The sequence below is a fragment of the Alphaproteobacteria bacterium genome (assembly GCA_035625915.1).
Classification (GTDB): Bacteria; Pseudomonadota; Alphaproteobacteria; order JACZXZ01; family JACZXZ01; genus DATDHA01.
Window position 1 is genome coordinate 1 of record DASPOR010000116.1, and the last position, 16,400, is coordinate 16,400.

16 protein-coding genes are annotated in these 16,400 nt (G+C 62.1%); 6 read left to right on the forward strand and 10 right to left on the reverse strand.

Annotation, left to right across the window (positions count from 1 at the left end):
* Nucleotides 1-264, forward strand: a 264-nt coding sequence (locus tag VEJ16_09195) for a dihydrodipicolinate synthase family protein (protein HYB09833.1), incomplete at its 5' end; no start/stop codon positions are given.
* 134 nt (nucleotides 265-398) lie between these two features.
* On the opposite strand, the gene VEJ16_09200 is transcribed toward VEJ16_09195, so the two are convergent.
* The 9 genes from VEJ16_09200 to VEJ16_09240 form a co-directional block, all read right to left on the reverse strand.
* On the reverse strand, nucleotides 399-2,816 hold the full coding sequence (locus VEJ16_09200; protein HYB09834.1) for an FAD-dependent oxidoreductase: 2,418 nt from the start codon (nucleotides 2,814-2,816) through the stop codon (nucleotides 399-401).
* Between the two features lie 50 nt (nucleotides 2,817-2,866).
* Nucleotides 2,867-3,577, reverse strand: coding sequence for an ABC transporter ATP-binding protein (locus VEJ16_09205; GenBank protein ID HYB09835.1), 711 nt, complete (start codon nucleotides 3,575-3,577; stop codon nucleotides 2,867-2,869).
* A 19-nt stretch (nucleotides 3,578-3,596) separates the two neighbouring features.
* On the reverse strand, nucleotides 3,597-4,409 hold the full coding sequence (locus VEJ16_09210; protein HYB09836.1) for an ABC transporter ATP-binding protein: 813 nt from the start codon (nucleotides 4,407-4,409) through the stop codon (nucleotides 3,597-3,599).
* Nucleotides 4,410-4,458: 49 nt separating this feature from the next.
* Nucleotides 4,459-6,258, reverse strand: a complete 1,800-nt coding sequence (locus VEJ16_09215) for a branched-chain amino acid ABC transporter permease (protein ID HYB09837.1) — start codon at nucleotides 6,256-6,258, stop codon at nucleotides 4,459-4,461.
* A 79-nt stretch (nucleotides 6,259-6,337) separates the two neighbouring features.
* Nucleotides 6,338-7,432 carry a branched-chain amino acid ABC transporter permease gene (locus tag VEJ16_09220; protein HYB09838.1) on the reverse strand — a complete coding sequence of 365 codons (1,095 nt, stop codon included), beginning with the start codon at nucleotides 7,430-7,432 and terminating at the stop codon, nucleotides 6,338-6,340.
* Nucleotides 7,433-7,544: 112 nt separating this feature from the next.
* Nucleotides 7,545-8,789 (reverse strand): branched-chain amino acid ABC transporter substrate-binding protein, encoded by a 1,245-nt coding sequence (locus VEJ16_09225; GenBank protein HYB09839.1) that lies wholly within the window; start codon nucleotides 8,787-8,789, stop codon nucleotides 7,545-7,547.
* 154 nt (nucleotides 8,790-8,943) lie between these two features.
* On the reverse strand, nucleotides 8,944-9,315 hold the full coding sequence (locus tag VEJ16_09230; protein HYB09840.1) for a hypothetical protein: 372 nt from the start codon (nucleotides 9,313-9,315) through the stop codon (nucleotides 8,944-8,946).
* Nucleotides 9,316-9,488: 173 nt separating this feature from the next.
* Nucleotides 9,489-10,748, reverse strand: a complete 1,260-nt coding sequence (locus VEJ16_09235; GenBank protein ID HYB09841.1) for an MFS transporter — start codon at nucleotides 10,746-10,748, stop codon at nucleotides 9,489-9,491.
* The gene (locus VEJ16_09240; GenBank protein ID HYB09842.1) at nucleotides 10,745-11,188 is read right to left on the reverse strand and encodes a hypothetical protein; all 444 of its coding nucleotides are present in this window, start codon (nucleotides 11,186-11,188) and stop codon (nucleotides 10,745-10,747) included. The genes VEJ16_09235 and VEJ16_09240 overlap by 4 nt, the downstream gene beginning before the upstream one ends.
* A 262-nt stretch (nucleotides 11,189-11,450) precedes the next feature.
* On the opposite strand from VEJ16_09240, the gene VEJ16_09245 reads away from it, so the two are divergent.
* Complete coding sequence (locus VEJ16_09245; GenBank protein HYB09843.1) at nucleotides 11,451-12,167, forward strand: helix-turn-helix transcriptional regulator; 717 nt, start codon at nucleotides 11,451-11,453, stop codon at nucleotides 12,165-12,167.
* Between the two features lie 47 nt (nucleotides 12,168-12,214).
* Here the strand turns inward: VEJ16_09245 and VEJ16_09250 are convergent, their stop codons facing one another.
* Entirely contained in the window at nucleotides 12,215-12,583 is a 369-nt protein-coding gene (locus VEJ16_09250) for a hypothetical protein (protein ID HYB09844.1), read from the reverse strand.
* Nucleotides 12,584-12,760: 177 nt separating this feature from the next.
* Here VEJ16_09250 and VEJ16_09255 point away from each other — a divergent pair, with 177 nt between their 5' ends.
* The 4 genes from VEJ16_09255 to VEJ16_09270 all read left to right on the forward strand — a co-directional run bounded on the left by VEJ16_09255 (nucleotide 12,761) and on the right by VEJ16_09270 (nucleotide 16,245).
* Entirely contained in the window at nucleotides 12,761-13,075 is a 315-nt protein-coding gene (locus tag VEJ16_09255) for a non-heme iron oxygenase ferredoxin subunit (GenBank protein HYB09845.1), read from the forward strand.
* Between the two features lie 18 nt (nucleotides 13,076-13,093).
* Nucleotides 13,094-14,329 carry an FAD-dependent oxidoreductase gene (locus VEJ16_09260; protein HYB09846.1) on the forward strand — a complete coding sequence of 412 codons (1,236 nt, stop codon included), beginning with the start codon at nucleotides 13,094-13,096 and terminating at the stop codon, nucleotides 14,327-14,329.
* 94 nt (nucleotides 14,330-14,423) lie between these two features.
* Nucleotides 14,424-15,713 (forward strand): aromatic ring-hydroxylating dioxygenase subunit alpha, encoded by a 1,290-nt coding sequence (locus VEJ16_09265; GenBank protein ID HYB09847.1) that lies wholly within the window; start codon nucleotides 14,424-14,426, stop codon nucleotides 15,711-15,713.
* Between the two features lies 1 nt (nucleotide 15,714).
* Nucleotides 15,715-16,245 carry an aromatic-ring-hydroxylating dioxygenase subunit beta gene (locus tag VEJ16_09270; protein HYB09848.1) on the forward strand — a complete coding sequence of 177 codons (531 nt, stop codon included), beginning with the start codon at nucleotides 15,715-15,717 and terminating at the stop codon, nucleotides 16,243-16,245.
* Nucleotides 16,246-16,400: the final 155 nt, after the last annotated feature.

A 16,400-nucleotide genomic window follows, 5' to 3' on the forward strand; every position in this document is an offset into this window, starting at 1 on the left:
TTCGACGTGCTCGTGCGTATTTTCGAGCAGATGTCGAACGGTAGCGCCGAAAATGCGGCACAAGCCGATGCGCTTTACGCGGGCCTGCTCCCGCTTCTCGTCTTTCTCATGGAGTCGATAGATACGCTGCTCGTCTACGGCAAACGCGTCCTCGGTCATCGCCTGGGCATCGAAGAGCTCGACCCGCGGATTCCGTTTACGCCGCCGACCGCGTTCGGTCTCGCGACCGTGCGGCGATACGCCGAAGCGCTCGGTAAATTCTAAGGCCTACGTCGGGGACGGCTGCTTCGCGGAAACCTCACCATGAGGATGCTTAATCACAAAATAAGAATCCTCACCCTGAGGAGCCTCGCCGCGCGAGGCGTCTCGAAGGGCGAGGCACGTCACAACGGCGCTCGCTACATCCGTAGCCGGCTGTTGGAGGCGTCATAGACGGGGGACTCCGCGACAAGCGCCCAGCGGCGCTCGCCGAGGATGTCGACCGTCAGCTCGGCGCCGATCTGCGCCATGCTCGTATCGACATACGCAAGTGCGATGCTTCGCCCCACGCGATGGCCGTATCCGCCCGATCCCACGATGCCGACCTGCCCGTTTTTCCCGAACACGATCGCGCAAGGAAGCGCGTCGGCGTCGCCCGCATCGACCAAGAGCGATACGAAGCGCTGAGCGGTTCCCTTTTCTGCGGCTGCGATCAGGCCGGCACGGCCGACGAAATCGCCCTTGTCGATGCGAACGAATCGGTCGAGCCCGGCTTCAAAGGGCGTATATTCGTGGGTGATATCCTGCTTCCAGGATCGATAGCCCTTTTCGAGCCGCAAACTGTCCATCGCATGAACGCCGAAATCGTGGATGCCGAGCGCTGCACCCGCCTCGAACAGAGCGTCGTAGACATTCGTCAAGCGCTCCATCGATACGTGAAGCTCCCAGCCAAGCTCGCCCACATAGTTGATGCGCAGCGCCAAGACAGGCGTACCCGCGACATCGATTTCGCGTGCGCTGAGCCAGGGAAAGGCCGCGTTGGAGAGATCGGCGGTCGTAACCTTCGCAAGCAATTCGCGCGAACGCGGGCCTGCGACCACAAGCGTGCTTCCGCCGGGTGTCGCGTTTTCGAGTTGCACCGAGCCGTTTCCCGGCAGATCGCTCGACAACAAATCCCAATCGTGGCGCTCCGCCGATCCCGCGGCGAGCAAATAGAAGCGGTCGTCAGCGAGGCGGGATATCGTGAACTCGCTCAGGAGATGCCCGCTCGGGGTGAGCGCATAACAGAGCCCGACCCGGCCCACTGCGGGCAGGCGCCCGCAGATTAAGCGATCGAGCCAGTGCGCGGCTTCAGCGCCGCGCACGACGAATTTAGAGAAGCCACCAAGGTCCATCACGCCGACGCGTTCGGCGACGGCACGGCACTCGGCTCCCACCGCATCGTGCCAGTTCGTGCGCCGAAAGCTCGGCTCGCTTACGGGGGCGTCGCCGTTGGGTGCGAACCAGACGGCGCGCTCCCACCCGGCACGGGCGCCGAATGCGGCCCCTTTGGCCGCGAGCTTCGGGTAGAGCGGAGTCGTCAACCGAGGACGGCCGGCCGGCCGCTCCTCGTTCGGGAAAGCGATCGCGTATTCGTGGCGGTAAAGCTCGACGGCCTTCGCCGCTGTATAGTCAAGGTCGGCATAGGCGCCGTAGCGTCGCGAGTCGAGGGACCAAAGATCCCATTCGGGCTTGCCGTCGAGAACGTATTCCGCAATCGCCTTGCCCGCACCACCTGCCTGGCAAATGCCGAAGCTGAAGCTATTGCAATGAAAGAAATTGCGCAGGCCGAAGGCGGGACCGATATAGGGATTTCCGTCGGGCGAATAGGGAATCGGGCCGTTGATAACCCGCCTCAACCCGACGGATCCCAACACGGGCACGCGCGCAATCGCCTCTTCGATGTAAGGCTCGAGCCGGTCGAGATCGTCCTCGAAAAGCTCGTTACTGAAATCGGGCGGAATGCCGTCGAGCCACGTGGCCTTGGGATTGCGCTCGTAGGGGCCGAGGATAAGGCCGTCGCGTTCCTGCCGCATGTAATAACTCACATCCGGATCGCGCAGCAGTGGGAGCGACCTGGTCAGCTCCGCAAGCTCCGCGATGGGCTCGGTCACCATGTACTGATGTTGCATCGTGACGAGGGGGAGCGTTTCGCCAAGAAGCGCCATCACCTCGCCCGCCCGATAGCCCGCGGCGTTGATCACGGTTTCGGCGACGAAGCTGTGCGAGGCCGTCTCGACCTCCCAAGCGCCGTCCTGCCGAGGGCCGATCGCCGTCACGGGGTTGAAGCGGTAGATCGAAGCCCCAAGTCCGCGTGCACCCTTCGCAAACGCCTGGGCAAGCTGGCTTGGGTCGATATCGCCGTCATAGGGGTCCCACAAGCCGCCCACGATGTCGTCGAGCGTGATGAGGGGATGCCGGGACTTGATTTCATTGGGCCCGATGAGGTCGAATTCGATTCCCTGGGCGCGCGCCATGGCGGTAACGTGGGCGAACTCCTCCATCCGCGCCCGGCTGTGCGCCAGCCGGATCGATCCCGTTACATGATAGTTGATGGGATAATCGACCTCCGCCGCGAGGCGCGCATAGAGCGCATTGCCGTAGCGCTGGAGCTTCATGATGTTCCAGTTTGTGGAAAAGGTCGGGCAGTTTCCAGCGGCGTGCCACGTCGAGCCCGACGTCAGCTCGTGGGACTCCGTGAGGGCGATGTCGGTCAGGCCGCGGCGTGCGAGGTGATAGAGTGCGCTGCATCCCACCACGCCCCCGCCGATGATCAATGCCCTGACATGAGTCTTCATGACCGCATCCTGCGGAATTTAGACTTAATTTGCGAAGATCGATCGGGCGCTCACGATCCGAGATAAGCGCGCTGAACCCGCTCATCGTTGAGGAGTTCCTCGCCCGAGCCGGACAGCACGATCTTCCCACTTTCCATCACGTAGCCAAAATCGGCGAGACTGAGCGCCATCAATGCATTCTGCTCGACGAGGAGTATCGTAACGCCGTTTTCGTTGATCGTGCGGATCGCCTCGAAGACGGTCTCGACCATGACGGGAGATAGTCCCATGCTGGGCTCGTCCATGAGAAGAATGCGCGGCCGCGACATCATGGCGCGAGCGGTCGCGACCATCTGCTGTTCGCCTCCGGAGAGAGTGCCGGCAACCTGCTTCAGCCGCTCGCGCAACCGCGGGAACAGGTCCAGCATGCGCTCCTTGTCGTCGGCAATACCCTGACGGTCGTTGCGCGCGAACGCCCCCATGTTGAGATTTTCGCTCACGGTGAGGCGCGCGAAAATGCGCCGTCCCTCGGGAACTTGGACGATCCCGAGTGCGGTGATCTCGTGGGGTTTGTAGATTGCGAGCTTCTGGCCGTCGAGACGCACCTCGCCGTGGCGTGCGTGAAGGATGCCGCTGATCGCCATCAAGGTCGTCGTCTTTCCGGCCCCGTTGGCGCCGACGAGTGTGACGATCTGCTTATCCTCGACGGCGAGCGAGATGCCCTTCAAGGCCTCGATATTGTCGTAGAACACATGGATGTCGTCGACTTCGAGAAGGGACATCGGTTTTTTCTCTATTTCGTTAGGTACCGGGTCCGCCCGCCGCGGGCCCGCTCGCCGCGGAGCGCTCGGCCGCACTTCTGCGGAAGACCCGCCGCGCACCCGTGGAACTGCCGAGATAGGCCTCGATCACTTTGGGATCGTTCTTGACCTCGGACGGTGTTCCTTCCGCAATTTTCACGCCATGGTCCAGCACCGTCACTTTATCCGACATGCCCATGACGACGCGCATTTGGTGCTCGATGAGCAGGATCGTGATGCCGAATTCGTCGCGCACGCGATGGATGAAATCCATCATGCTAATGGTCTCGCGGGGATTCATCCCCGCGGTCGGCTCGTCAAGCATGAGGAGTCTTGGCTGTGTCGCAAGTGCTCGGCCGATCTCGAGGCGGCGCTGTTCGCCATAGGCAAGATTACGCGCGAGCACGTCGCCCCGGCCCTTGAGGCCGACGAAGCGGAGGAGCTTCAGCGCTTCCTCGTGGGCGAGCCGTTCATCCTCCCTGGTGAATCGCGAGTTGACGAGCGCACCCCACCAGCGGGATTTCAGATGAAGGTGCATCCCGACCAGGAGATTCTCGATCGCGGTTATGTTCCGGAAGAGGCGGATGTTCTGGTAGGTGCGGCTAATGCCCGCCGCCGCGACCATGTCGGGCGTGAGACCGTCGACACGCTCGTTTTGGAACCAAATCTCGCCCGACGACGCGCGCAGATTCTGCATGACGCAATTGAAGACCGTCGTCTTGCCCGCCCCGTTCGGCCCGATGATGCTGTGAATCTTTGTGGCGGCAACCGCGAGGTTAAGATCGCCCACGGCGACGAGGCCGCCGAAGCGCATGGTCAGGCTCTTGGTGACGAGGATGTTGTCGTTGACCACGCGAGCGCTCCTATGCGTCGGGCTTAAGCACCTCGGACGGCGGCGCCATGGCAACCGCCCCGCCGCCGGTCCGCTCGAGTACCGCAAGCTCATCCTCGGAAATCTCGTCGTCGGCGTGTAGCTCCCGCCGGCGCGTCTGCGAGGGCCACAACCCCTCCGGCTTGATTCGCATCATGACGACGAGGGCGACGCCGTAGAAGAGATAGCGGTACTCGCCGAACTCGCGCATCAGTTCGGGCAGGCCCACGAGTGCGGCCGAGCCGACGATCACGCCGGGCAGGCTTCCCATCCCGCCCACGATGACGAGCGCAAGCACGTTAATCGATATGAGAAGCTGGAAGCTGCTCGGATAGACCGAGGTCAGCATCACCGCGAAGATCGACCCGGCGAGGCCGGCGAAGGCCGCACCGAGGCCGTAGGCAAGGAGCTTGACCTTGACCAGGTTCACGCCAAGGGCTTGCGCCACGTCCTCGTCGTCGCGGAGCGCCATCCACGCGCGCCCCAGCCGCGAATTCTCAAGCCGCCAGGCGCAGTAGGCGGCAACCGCCGAGGCGACCAGCGTTAGGTAGAAAAGATCGACGGGATCCGAGAGCTCGAAGCTGCCGATCACGGGTTTGGGAATCTGAAGAATTCCCTGGGCACCCGCGAGAAGCGGGGCCGCGAAATCCGATTGCACGATGACGCGCACGATCTCGCCAAGTCCCATCGTGGCGACCGCAAGGTAGTCGCCGCGAACGCCGAGCACCGGCAATCCGAAGATCACGCCCACGACCACGGACATGAAGACCGCGATCGGCATCGCGACCCAATAGGAGAGCGTGGGGATCGCCGTGTAGGAGGCAAGCGCGTGGGGGCTGTCGGCGGTCAGAAGGGCGGTCGTATAGGCGCCAACCGCGAAAAACGCGACGAAACCGAGATCGAGGAGGCCGGCAAGGCCGACCTCGAGGTTCAATCCCATACCCATCAGGATATAGAGGCCGACAAGCATGAGGACCTGACCGATATAGGAGCCGGCCACGATCGGGAAGAGCACGAGGATCAGCACGGCAAAGAGGGCCTTCATGAGCCCAAGATGCTGGCGTTGGGCCGGCGGGACTATCGCAGCGAACTCCACCCCTCGCCGCTTGAGTGCCGCCGAACCCACCACGACACCCACCGTCACGAGGAAAATCACTGCAGCACCCTGCAACAGCAACCCGTCATAGTCGAAGAGGAAATCCCTCACCGCGCCAATGAGATCGCCCCACTGCATCATAATCTGAATGAGTTCCTCGAACACGCCCACGACGATCACGGTGGCGAAGCCGATGAGGACCGGTCGTCGGACGATGGGTGCGCTGAGCGCGAGGAGGCCGCCGAACATTCCGAGCACCGCACCGCCCGCCACGAGAATGGCGATCCCGGCCCCAAGTCCCGAGTGGAATGTGAGGATTTCGAAAAGCTCGGGCGAAAGTGCTATGAAGATCACGCGCAAGTTGACGAGGTCCATCGCGACGACGAGCACGGCTATGATGGCCCCGGCGATGGCACCCGCGACAAGACCGCGCCAGGCGACGGAAAAATACGCGCGATCCTTCGATCGAGACGCCACGAACGCGCCGACGCCAAGGCCGATTGCAAGGAGTGCAGCCTGGCCGAGCGTCAGCACGTCCACGACGATCCATCTGTTGTTGAACATCGCGAGAATGCCGACGATCGCGAGATAAAGGCCGATGATGCCGAACACGAGGCCCGTGAGGATCGCCTGTTGCAGCGGAGTGGCCGCTTTCCTTGGAGCGATAAGACGTTCTGGCGCGACCTGGGCGCTCATGCCGCGAAACTCCTAACTCCTATCCGGCCCCCGAGGGACGCTCGGGTGAAGCTCGGGTCGATTTGGTCTCCACGCTCGCTCATGCCCGTTTCTTGGCCATCCGTTCGCCGAAAATGCCGTGCGGCCGGAAGATCAGCACCATGATCAGGAGCGTGAACGCGATAAGGTCGCGGAGCTGATAGGGTGCCGGAATGCCGATGCCGTCGAGGAACAAGGCGGGGCCGACCGACTCAACGAGGCCGAGAAAATAGCCGCCCAGCATCGCACCCGGCACGCTGCCGACCCCACCCAACACGGCAGCACCGAAGGCTTTGATGCCCGGCGTGAAGCCCATATAGAAATAGACCTGATTGAAAACGAAGGCGTAGCACACGCCCGCAACTCCGGCCATTGAACCGCCGAGCACGAAGGTGAACACAACGACCTTGTCGACGTCGATGCCCATCAAGGCGGCCGCGGCCGTGTCCTCGGATACCGCGCGCATCGCCGTGCCCATTTTGGTGCGGTGAATCACGACGTAAAGGAACGACATGGCGACAAGCGAGCAAATAATGACGATAAGGTCCACCCGCGGAACGGTGAAGCCGAGCATCTCGACCCCCTCCTTCATCCATTTCGGGCTTGGGTAGGCCCGCACGGACGAGCTGAACATTCCGCGAAACGTCTGCTCGAGAAAGAACGACACGCCGATGGCGCAGATGAGCGGGGCAAGCCCGCGCACATGACGGAACGGGCGATAGGCAATCCTCTCGGTAAGCACGGCGAACGTCGTCGACGTCGTTACGGCGACCGCAAGAATGATGAGCAGGGCCGTGACCGGGTTGCTTTCGAGGAAGCCCGAGCTGTCAAAATCGGAGGCGACGAAATAGCCCGCGAACGTCCCCGTCATCATAATGTCGCCATGGGCGAAATTGATGAGCCGGAGAACGCCGTAGACCATCGTGTAGCCGAGGGCCACGAGCGCGTAGACGCTGCCGATGGTCAATCCGAATACACAGAAATCGAACCATTGTGCCGCGGCGTAGCGACCTTTGATCAAGGTGCCGATGGTTCCGCCCACCACGACCGTAATCACCAGGATGCGCAAGGCCCACAGGATCACGTCGACGAACGTGAACCGACCCAAGGTCTTCAGGTTCGGCAAAAGCGTCATGCGCACTGGAGCGTCAGTCATGGCACCGGCCCCTTACGCCTCCTTGCACACATGCGATGCGGAGGATGTGGGCCGACACCGGGGCGGCCCAGCATCTTCCGCTTCGCACGATGCCTACCTCATAACCTCCCTATCAGGGCCAGATCTTCTTCGGGTTCACGCCGACCTTGAACGTCTTGGGATCGGCATTGGTGAACTCGTAGACGGCCGGCTTGAACTGCGCGCACTCTCCATAAGGATCGCACGCGATCGGCCCACTGATCCCCTCGAACTTCGTCGCGAACACCGCATCGCGGAGCGCCTTGCGCCCTATATACGTGTTCCCGGCGCTATCCGTCTTCGCAACCTTCTCGATCGCCTTGAAGGCGAGCATTGCACCGTCGTACGCATTCGCATGATAGCCCTCGATCGGGGCTTCGCCATAGGCTTTCTTATACTTCTCGACGAATTCGGGATAACCCTTGCCCATCGCCTCCGGGGAGATGTCCGGATAGGTGATCCGGAAATTGACGATCGAATCCCGTGCTGCCTCGATCAGATCGGCGGCCATGAGGCCGGAACTGCCGATCAAGGCGACCTTTTCGAGGCCGGGCGTCTCCTTGGCCTGACGCAGGATTTGCGCCGCCGCGGCCACGAAAATCGGGAAGTAGACCGCATCCGGCTTTTCCGTGGCGATTCGTGTCAGAAGCGGGTGCATATCGACGTCGGTCGGTTGAATCGCCTCCTCCGAGAGGATGGTGCCGCCCATCTCGCGGAAGTTCTTGGCCATAACCTGGGAGAGCTGTTGGGCATAGGGGCTGCCGTCGTGGATCGTGACGACCTTTTGCACCTTGAGCACGTCGTGGAACCACTTTGCGTCGGACTTGCCTTGGTCGAGGTCGCTATAGACCGTCCGAACGAAGCCGTCATAGTCCGGCTTGCGGGTCGGCAGCGTGAGCGTTGGTGCCGTTGGCGAAGTGCCGATCGAGGTAATACCCGCCTTCCAAAGGATCGGTGCCCCGGGGGTCGCCTCGCTCGAGCACGATGGCCCGATGACAATCACGATGTTCGGGTTCGCCGCGAGCTTGGTCGCTGCGGTTTGCCCGCCCTCGGCGTTGCACAGCGAATCCTCGGCGCTGAACTTGATGGGATGGCCGACGAGTTTGCCGCCCATATCCTTGATCGCGATTTCGACCGCGCGCTTTTGGTCCGTGCCGAGGGCGGTGTCGGCACCCGACAAGACCCAATAGCCGCCGATCTGAATTGGCGCTCCCTTCGGGATTTTCACGACGCCGATGTCGTCCGTTACCGGCCCGACCGTTGCCGCCGTCACCGGCGAAGCGAGGACCGCAATAGCCAGCGAGGCCGCCGTCAGCGGCCCCCAAGTCCGAAAAGCCATGGCACCTCTCCTGTCTCGAACTTCGAGTTTTAAGCGTCCCTCGTTAAGGGCTCATTTTATATTACAAATTTGCGATTTATGGTACAGCCATTGCTCGCCTCCCTCATTCGGGTTCATCCTTTCAGCAGAAGATGTGCATGCAGCAAGCGACGGCTCAGCGAGTCCGAACCCAATCGTCGACCAACACGTCGTAATGGGCGACCGATGTGTTGGCGTCCACGAGATACTCGCGGTCCTTTTCGAGGAGCCATGACTTCCCGGTCTCGCCGCCCGTGATTTTCTTTATTGCCGACTGCGCCTTTCCAATGTCCCAGTACGAAATCACCAGGAATTCCGTGACTTCTCCTTCGGCTTTTTTCAGCATTTGCGTGCCGAGATTGCCGTCGATGCCCTGCATGTGCCGCAGCCCGTTCCGGTACAAATAATCGGTATATTCATCGGCTTGTGCGCTCTTGACGCGGCCGCGCCAGATGCGCGCAACCATCTTGGGCTGAGTCCGACTGGACATCCGTTCTTTCTCGACCATCGCTTTCTCCCGCCATGAGATTGAAGGGTGCGGCCGATACCAAAAAGAAAACCATCAATATGCATATTGATGGTTATGACGCTAACGGTGACAAACCAGCATGTCAAACGATAACGGCGGCGTACCGCGTCGGCGGCACTTTGGGCCGGCGATTTGCAGGGTCCACGCGAAATTCAATTTCTCCGACGGCCGAGCATGAAACACGCTATTGCCGCCAGTTGGATCGACGCGGCGAAGAGGTAGAAAAGCGTTGCGTTCTCCCTTCCTGCGCCGATCCCATTCCACCCAAAGGACCTGATCGCGCCAAAGGCCGCGGGTGCAAAGGCGTAACTCGCTTGGCTGATGGCCACGATGAGGGAGACGATGCGCTGCACCTCTTCCTTGGCGAACTCCGCCTGGGCGATCAGGGGCGGCAAAGACGTGGCATTGCCGATTCCGAATCCGAACAACATGACGCCGACGAGGAGCGCCATGCTTTCGCCTGCCCCGGCCACGAGAACGAGGGAACCCATGACCTGGACGCCGTAGCTTGCGCACGCGACAAGCCGGCGGTCGGCAGTTGACGGCATCAGCCAGCCGATCGCCGTGCGTCCCAGGATCGCGAAGGCCGTAGCACCACCCATCGCAACACCGGCGCGCGCTGCGCCGAATGTGGGGGCAAGCAAGGAGAAAAGGTGTGCCAAGAGGCCGATTTGCGCAAAAAGGCCGAGCGCCATGCCTCCCGCGAGGGTCAAGAACCGACGGTCCTGCAATAGGAGCCCGCGATTTGGGTTCGACGTCGGGTTCGCAATAGAAGGGGCAGGCGCGAGGCTTCCCCCACCGCCATCGGGCGACTGCCCCATCATGTCGGGGGTGCGCGAGAAAACGATCATGCACAACATCGCGATCGTGGTCGCCAAAACGATTCCGACCGCTGCGGCGGCGTGTGCGAAACCAAGCGTGCCAATCAATCCGACCCAGAGCGGGGAAAACAGGATCCCGCCCACACTCGCGCCGTTATACGCCGTCGATAGGGCGGCGGGCCGATGCCTCACGAACCACGGTGCGACCATGGCATTGATCGCGGCACCCCCCAAAGCGCCCCAGCCGACACCACTCACGATCGCCGCGACGAAGATCTGCCAGGGGACCGAGCAGACCGACCAGCCGAAGACGCCGATGCCGAGCGATGCAGCACCGAGGCTCGTGACGACGGGCAGACCGAAGTGCCGATAAAGGAGCGACAGGTTCGCGACCACGAACGCGCCAATGAGGAAATGCACGGTGACCGCACTCGACACGAGCGTCAGCGGCCACCCGGTTTTCTCGACGATGGCATGAAGATAGATGGGTGGTCCGTAGAATCCGGCTCCCCAGCCGAAAATCGCAACGACAAATGCGGCCGCGACGACCCACCAGCCGAAAAACCGCGTTGGAATGGCTTCGTTCGTCATTTGCGATTCTCCCGTGCTGCGGATCGAAGCCGCATCGACGGCAGGTCGCTCCGGTCTGCGGTCGGCGCTGCGATTTCTTGAGCAATCAAGGCGAGTTCCGCAGCTCCGCCGATGTGGCGAGCCGCGTCCGGCGCTCGCTCTGGCCGTGACCCGTCGATCGGCAGAGACAGAACAAAGCGGTGAAGGCTGCCCGCTTCCCACCAGTAGGCGGCGAAGCGACCCGAAATTGGGCGTTCGGGGTTCGGTGGTTCGAAATAAACGAAACCCTCGGCCGACGGCATCAGGCCCGGGTCCGCGATATGGGCGGCCAAGAGCCGCTCCGCGCACACCGTGAGATGAACGGCGTTGCCGCTGCAAAATGCCAGGGGCGAATAGAGCTTGAGCGCCCATCCCCGGCAGCGAAGTTGGCCGATGAAACCGATGTCGTCCGGCTTGTACATGGCGCCAACATCGACGCCGGACCGCAATCGATGCTACGATCGTGCTCGAAGCATTCCCGGCGTGCCGCCGCTATAATTCTGTGTGGCAAATCTGAAATTCGCCGCATCTGGGTGCGGGACCGTGAGCGAATTTCGGATTCAAAGCCACACTAGCAATGTTTTGAATCCAGTACGGTAATCGGATTTGAAGTTCCTAAACGTAGCCGCAACCAAAATGATAGGAACTTCAAATCCACCACACTAGGCGGATGGATGGTGGACAATGCTGAACACGAACCGAATCGCGGAAATCGGGGCCTTGGTGGGAGAGCCCGCCCGTGCGGCGATGCTCGAGGCGCTGTTGGACGGCCGCGCGCTCACCGCGACCGAGCTGGCACTCGTCTCTCAGGTGACCCCGCAAACGGCCAGCAGCCATCTCGCGCGCCTAAGTGCGGTGGGACTGATCACCGTTACGAAGCAAGGGCGGCATCGATACCACCGCCTCGCGTCGTCTGCGGTCGCCCGCATGCTTGAAGGCATCATGCAAATCGCGGTGACCGACGGCGAGCGCGCGCGCCCTCCCCGCACCGTCGTCGTCGGCCCGCGCGATCTTGCGATGCGGAAGGCGCGGACTTGTTACGACCACCTCGCCGGCCGCCTCGGCGTCGCCATCGCTGAGACGATGCTGGTGCGCGGGTTGATCGAATTCGAGGACGACGGCGGACAGCTCACGGACCGTGGCCAGCGCTTTCTGCGCAATCTCGGCATCGCACTACCCGACCCGGCGGGTGCTGCGCGATCGTCGCGCCCCCTCTGCCGTCCGTGCCTCGATTGGAGCGAGCGCCGATACCACGTCGCCGGGAAAGTCGGGTCGGCAATCCGCGCGCACCTCTTCGAACAGGGTTGGATCAGGCGGCTCAAGGACACCCGTGCCCTCGAAATCACACCCAAAGGGCGCCTCCAGCTGCGCAAGGACTTCCAAGTGACGCTCGACGCGTAAGCCGCAGCGCGTCGCGCGCCGATAACGCCGCGTGAATCTCGTTCCGATTATCTCTGCGCCTTGTCGAGCACGTCTTGCGGGGTCGAAGACACGATCCTCGCGTAGGCCGGCACGAACTTTCCGCCCTCGATCAATTTGATGAATTCGGGCTTGAGCTTTTCAGCGAGGATCTTGCGGATGCCGGCGTGCACGTCGATGTCGCGCCACTCGCCGATCAGCCAGAAATGGTCGGAGTCGGTCACGTCACGACAAAGAACGCCGTCCTTCACTTGGGCGGCGGACTTATGCATCGGATTTTCGTCCGAATAGTCGAATTTGTTGAAGAGCCTGATGAACTCCTCGCCCGTTCCCGCTTTGACCTTGAAGTCGTAGATGTGGAAGAAGTGGCCTTCCTTCGCGAGCGGCTCGAGCGCCATGGCCCTCTCCATCGGAACGGGTGTCGGATGCCGAATAGACAGTATACTGACCAATATGCCATTACAAGGCTTGGTACCTGCCGCTTGCGGCGGACTTGCCCGTTGACCGCCGAAGGGTTCGCACATAGCGTGCCACCCTCGAAGGGGTGCGTGCAGAATTCGGGAAGGAAAAAAGCGATGGCTTGGCATGTGGCGGCGAAAGCGGACGAGGTTGCCGAAGGCGAAGTACTCGGTGTCGTCGTGGATGGCGAACCGGTGGCTCTCTACAGGGTCGGCGGCGAAGTCTACGCGACCAGCAACGTCTGCACCCACGAATTCGCACTGCTCTCGGACGGCTACGTCGACGGCGATTGCATCGAATGCCCGGTGCACCAGGCGCGGTTTCATATTCCGACCGGCGACGTGCGCAGCGCCCCTGCCAACGAGCCGATCAAACCGTTCGCCACGAAGATCGAAGGCGGTCAGATCCTTGTCGAACTGCCCGAGCGCTGAGCGTTCGGCGCCCTGACGATGGGTGCCGGCGAAACATTCGTCATCGTCGGCGCCGGCCAGGCGGGCGGACGCGCCGCCGAGGCGATGCGCAAGGCCAACTTCCAGGGGCGCGTGGTCCTCATCGGCGAGGAACCGCATCCGCCCTATGAGCGTCCTCCACTTTCCAAGGCTGTGCTCATCGGGGACAAGGCAGCGACTTCGACGAGCCTTTTGCCCGCGAGCTTTTACACAGAGAACCGGATCGAACTCTTGACCGGCGTGCGCGCGACCGCGATCGACGCAAATGGTGCGCGCATAATGCTCGACGATGGCAAGGTCCTTGGCTACACCAAGCTCCTGCTCACGACTGGCGGGCGCGTGCGCACCTTGCCCTTCGCACCGTTCGGACGTGCCGGTGTGCATTACCTTCGCACAATCGAAGACTCCCTTGCCCTTCGCGCGGCAATCAAAACCGCTCCGAATTTTGCCGTGATCGGCGGGGGGTTTCTCGGGCTCGAGGCCGCCGCGAGTGCGCGCCGCCTGGGCGCCCGCGTAAGCGTGTTGGAACTCAAGCCCCATCTGCTCGACCGCGCGATGGCGCCGGATATCGCGCGGTATGTCGAGGCGATGCACCGACGGCAGGGCGTCGACATCCATCTCGGCGTCGAGGTCAGCGACTTGGTCGGCAACGACGCGCTCGAAGCGGTCGTACTTCGCGACGGCACGCATATTCCCGCCGATCTTGCCCTCATCGCGGTCGGCATCGTTCCGCAGGTGGAACTCGCGGCACAGGCAGGCGCTCGAATCGAGGATGGCATTGCCGTCGACGAATTCGGACGGACGAGCCTGCCGAATGTCTTCGCGGCCGGCGATGCAGCCAATCACCTCAATCCGATCCTCGGGCGCAGATTGCGCCTCGAAAGCTGGCAATGCGCCCAGAATCAGGCAATCGCTGTCGCGCGCGTCATGTGCGGCGAACATTCACCCTATGCCGAGGTGCCGTGGTTCTGGTCGGATCAGTTCGATGCGAATATCCAGATGATCGGCGTTCCGCCGAAGACCGATCGCGTGGTGGTCAGGGGCGACCCCGCAAGCGGACGCTTTTTGTGCGTCAATCTCTCGAACGGCGTCGTCGAAGGTGCAACCGCCTTCAACATGGGCGGAGAAATCCGCTTCATGCGCAAGCTGATCGAGGTAAAGGCCCGCGTCGACGCGGCGGACATCGCCAGTCCCGCGACCAAGCTCAAGGACATGGCCGCACGTTTTTCGCCATGAGCGGCAAGCTCAACGAACGTTGCCAGCGCGGCAACTCGTCAGTATACTGCGTATATTCCTGATTTTTCCGATGGCGCCGATTGGAGGGGCTATCATGGATCGTGCGACGGATGACCGTGCTGCCAGCCGCGCGGGATCGAACCAGCCGCCGTCTGACGCTTTCGTCTGGCCTGAGGAAGGTCTCACGCGCATTCCCGATTGGGTTTACACGAGTCCCGAAATCTATGAGCGCGAGGTCGAACGAATCTTCCATGGGCCGACGTGGAACTATGTCGGACTCGAAGCGGAGATTCCGCATCCCGGCGATTACAAGCGCAGCTATGTCGGCCCGACGCCGATCGTCGTCACGCGCGACCGGGACGGCGTCATCCACGCTTTCGAAAATCGTTGCGCCCATCGCGGCGCTGAGTTCTGTCGGCATTCTCGCGGCCATGCGAAGGAATTCGTTTGCCCCTACCACCAGTGGACCTACGATCTCGGCGGCAAGCTGATCGGGATTCCCTTCCGCCGCGGCCTCCACAAGGAAGGCGGGATGCCGCGAGAATTCGATCCCGCCGACCATGCGCCCCGGCGCTTGAGCGTGACGACACACCGCGGCGTCATATTCGCATCCTACGCGGACGTAATGGAACCCATCGCCGAATATCTGACGCCGGAAATCCTTGGGGATTTCGAAGCGACCTTCGATGGACGCAAGCTCGAGATTCTCGGCTACTACCGCAACAGGCTGCCCGCCAACTGGAAGCTCTACCACGAGAATCTCAAGGACCCCTATCACGCGACTCTCCTGCATGCCTACCTCGTGAGCTTCGGGCTGCTCGTCGCCGGCAACAAGTCGGCCATGATCGTCGATCCCAAGGGCCGTCACGGCGTCATGGGTTCCGCCAAGCCGGAGGACCGGCCGAAGGTCGACGAGGGCAGCAAAAAGGAGATGCGCGCCTACAAGGACGGCATGACGCTCAACGATCCGCGCATTCTCGACTATGTCAAGGAGTTCCGTTCGCCCTGGTCGGTTACCATGCTAACGATCTGGCCGAACCTCATCGTGCAGCGCGAACTCAATACGTTAGGCACGCGCCAGATCGTTCCCCACGGGCCCGGCGAGTTCACTATGATCTGGACCATGTTCGGCTTCGAGGGCGACGACGACGCGATGAAGCGTCATCGCTTGCGCCAGGGCAACCTCATGGGACCGGCGGGGTTCCTGGGCCTCGAGGACAACGAAGCGATGAAATTCGTGCAGGACGGCATTACGAAGTCGTCGCAGGATTCGGCGGCGATCGTCGAACTTGGCGGCCGAGAGGAAGGAACGTCCACGACCCTCATCACCGAAGCGGCGATCCGTTCGATGTACCGGTACTATCGCGAAGTGATGGACCTTTGAGATGGAAACCCCGGCCGTCGTGGTGAAAGGGTTCCCGAGCGGGCCCGTGTCCCAGGCGCCCTACCGGGCGCTCCGCGCCGAGATCGAGGCGTTCCATGCGGAATACTGCTACGTCCTCGACAACAATGCGATCGAGGCGTGGCCCGACTTCTTCACCGAGGATGCGACGTACCGGATCACCGCACGCGAAAACGTCGAAGCCGCACTCCCGGTCGGCCTCGTCTATTGCGAGGGCCGTGCCATGATCAAGGACCGCGCCTACGCGATCGCGCACACGGCCATGTTCGCGCCGCGTTACCTTCAGCACATGGTGAGCAATATCCGGGTCACCGGCGAGGGCTCGGATCGTTCGATTTCCGCCGAAGCGAACTACCTCGTTCTCCAGACCCTCGTCGACGACGATACCCGCATCCATCAGGCCGGTCGATACTTCGATCGCTTCCGCCGCACGGACGGCGGCCTCAAGCTCGCCGAGCGCCACTGCGTCTACGACACGCTCAAGATCGACAACTCGCTCGTCTATCCGGTTTGACCGGCGCTGCACCTCGTCAGCTCGGTCGCAGGAGCGCGCGACCGTGCTGGTTGCTCGCTTCGACGAGGCGCGCCAGAATGGCCATGAATTTGCGCCGCTCGGCCGGCGACAATGGTGCGACCAGGCGCTCCTGCGAGCGATGCATCGCTTCGTAC

What these genes read in the sequence shown, in the direction of transcription:
- VEJ16_09225 (HYB09839.1), bottom strand. Translation starts at nt 8,789, where the DNA reads ATGGCTTTTCGGACTTGGGGGCCGCTGACGGCGGCCTCGCTGGCTATT.
- VEJ16_09255 (HYB09845.1), top strand. Translation starts at nt 12,761, where the DNA reads ATGGCTTGGCATGTGGCGGCGAAAGCGGACGAGGTTGCCGAAGGCGAA.
- VEJ16_09240 (HYB09842.1), bottom strand. Translation starts at nt 11,188, where the DNA reads ATGTACAAGCCGGACGACATCGGTTTCATCGGCCAACTTCGCTGCCGG.
- VEJ16_09230 (HYB09840.1), bottom strand. Translation starts at nt 9,315, where the DNA reads ATGGTCGAGAAAGAACGGATGTCCAGTCGGACTCAGCCCAAGATGGTT.
- VEJ16_09235 (HYB09841.1), bottom strand. Translation starts at nt 10,748, where the DNA reads ATGACGAACGAAGCCATTCCAACGCGGTTTTTCGGCTGGTGGGTCGTC.
- VEJ16_09245 (HYB09843.1), top strand. Translation starts at nt 11,451, where the DNA reads ATGCTGAACACGAACCGAATCGCGGAAATCGGGGCCTTGGTGGGAGAG.
- VEJ16_09205 (HYB09835.1), bottom strand. Translation starts at nt 3,577, where the DNA reads ATGTCCCTTCTCGAAGTCGACGACATCCATGTGTTCTACGACAATATC.
- VEJ16_09210 (HYB09836.1), bottom strand. Translation starts at nt 4,409, where the DNA reads ATGCGCTTCGGCGGCCTCGTCGCCGTGGGCGATCTTAACCTCGCGGTT.
- VEJ16_09250 (HYB09844.1), bottom strand. Translation starts at nt 12,583, where the DNA reads ATGGCGCTCGAGCCGCTCGCGAAGGAAGGCCACTTCTTCCACATCTAC.
- VEJ16_09200 (HYB09834.1), bottom strand. Translation starts at nt 2,816, where the DNA reads ATGAAGACTCATGTCAGGGCATTGATCATCGGCGGGGGCGTGGTGGGA.
- VEJ16_09220 (HYB09838.1), bottom strand. Translation starts at nt 7,432, where the DNA reads ATGACTGACGCTCCAGTGCGCATGACGCTTTTGCCGAACCTGAAGACC.
- VEJ16_09265 (HYB09847.1), top strand. Translation starts at nt 14,424, where the DNA reads ATGGATCGTGCGACGGATGACCGTGCTGCCAGCCGCGCGGGATCGAAC.
- VEJ16_09215 (HYB09837.1), bottom strand. Translation starts at nt 6,258, where the DNA reads ATGAGCGCCCAGGTCGCGCCAGAACGTCTTATCGCTCCAAGGAAAGCG.
- VEJ16_09270 (HYB09848.1), top strand. Translation starts at nt 15,715, where the DNA reads ATGGAAACCCCGGCCGTCGTGGTGAAAGGGTTCCCGAGCGGGCCCGTG.
- VEJ16_09260 (HYB09846.1), top strand. Translation starts at nt 13,094, where the DNA reads ATGGGTGCCGGCGAAACATTCGTCATCGTCGGCGCCGGCCAGGCGGGC.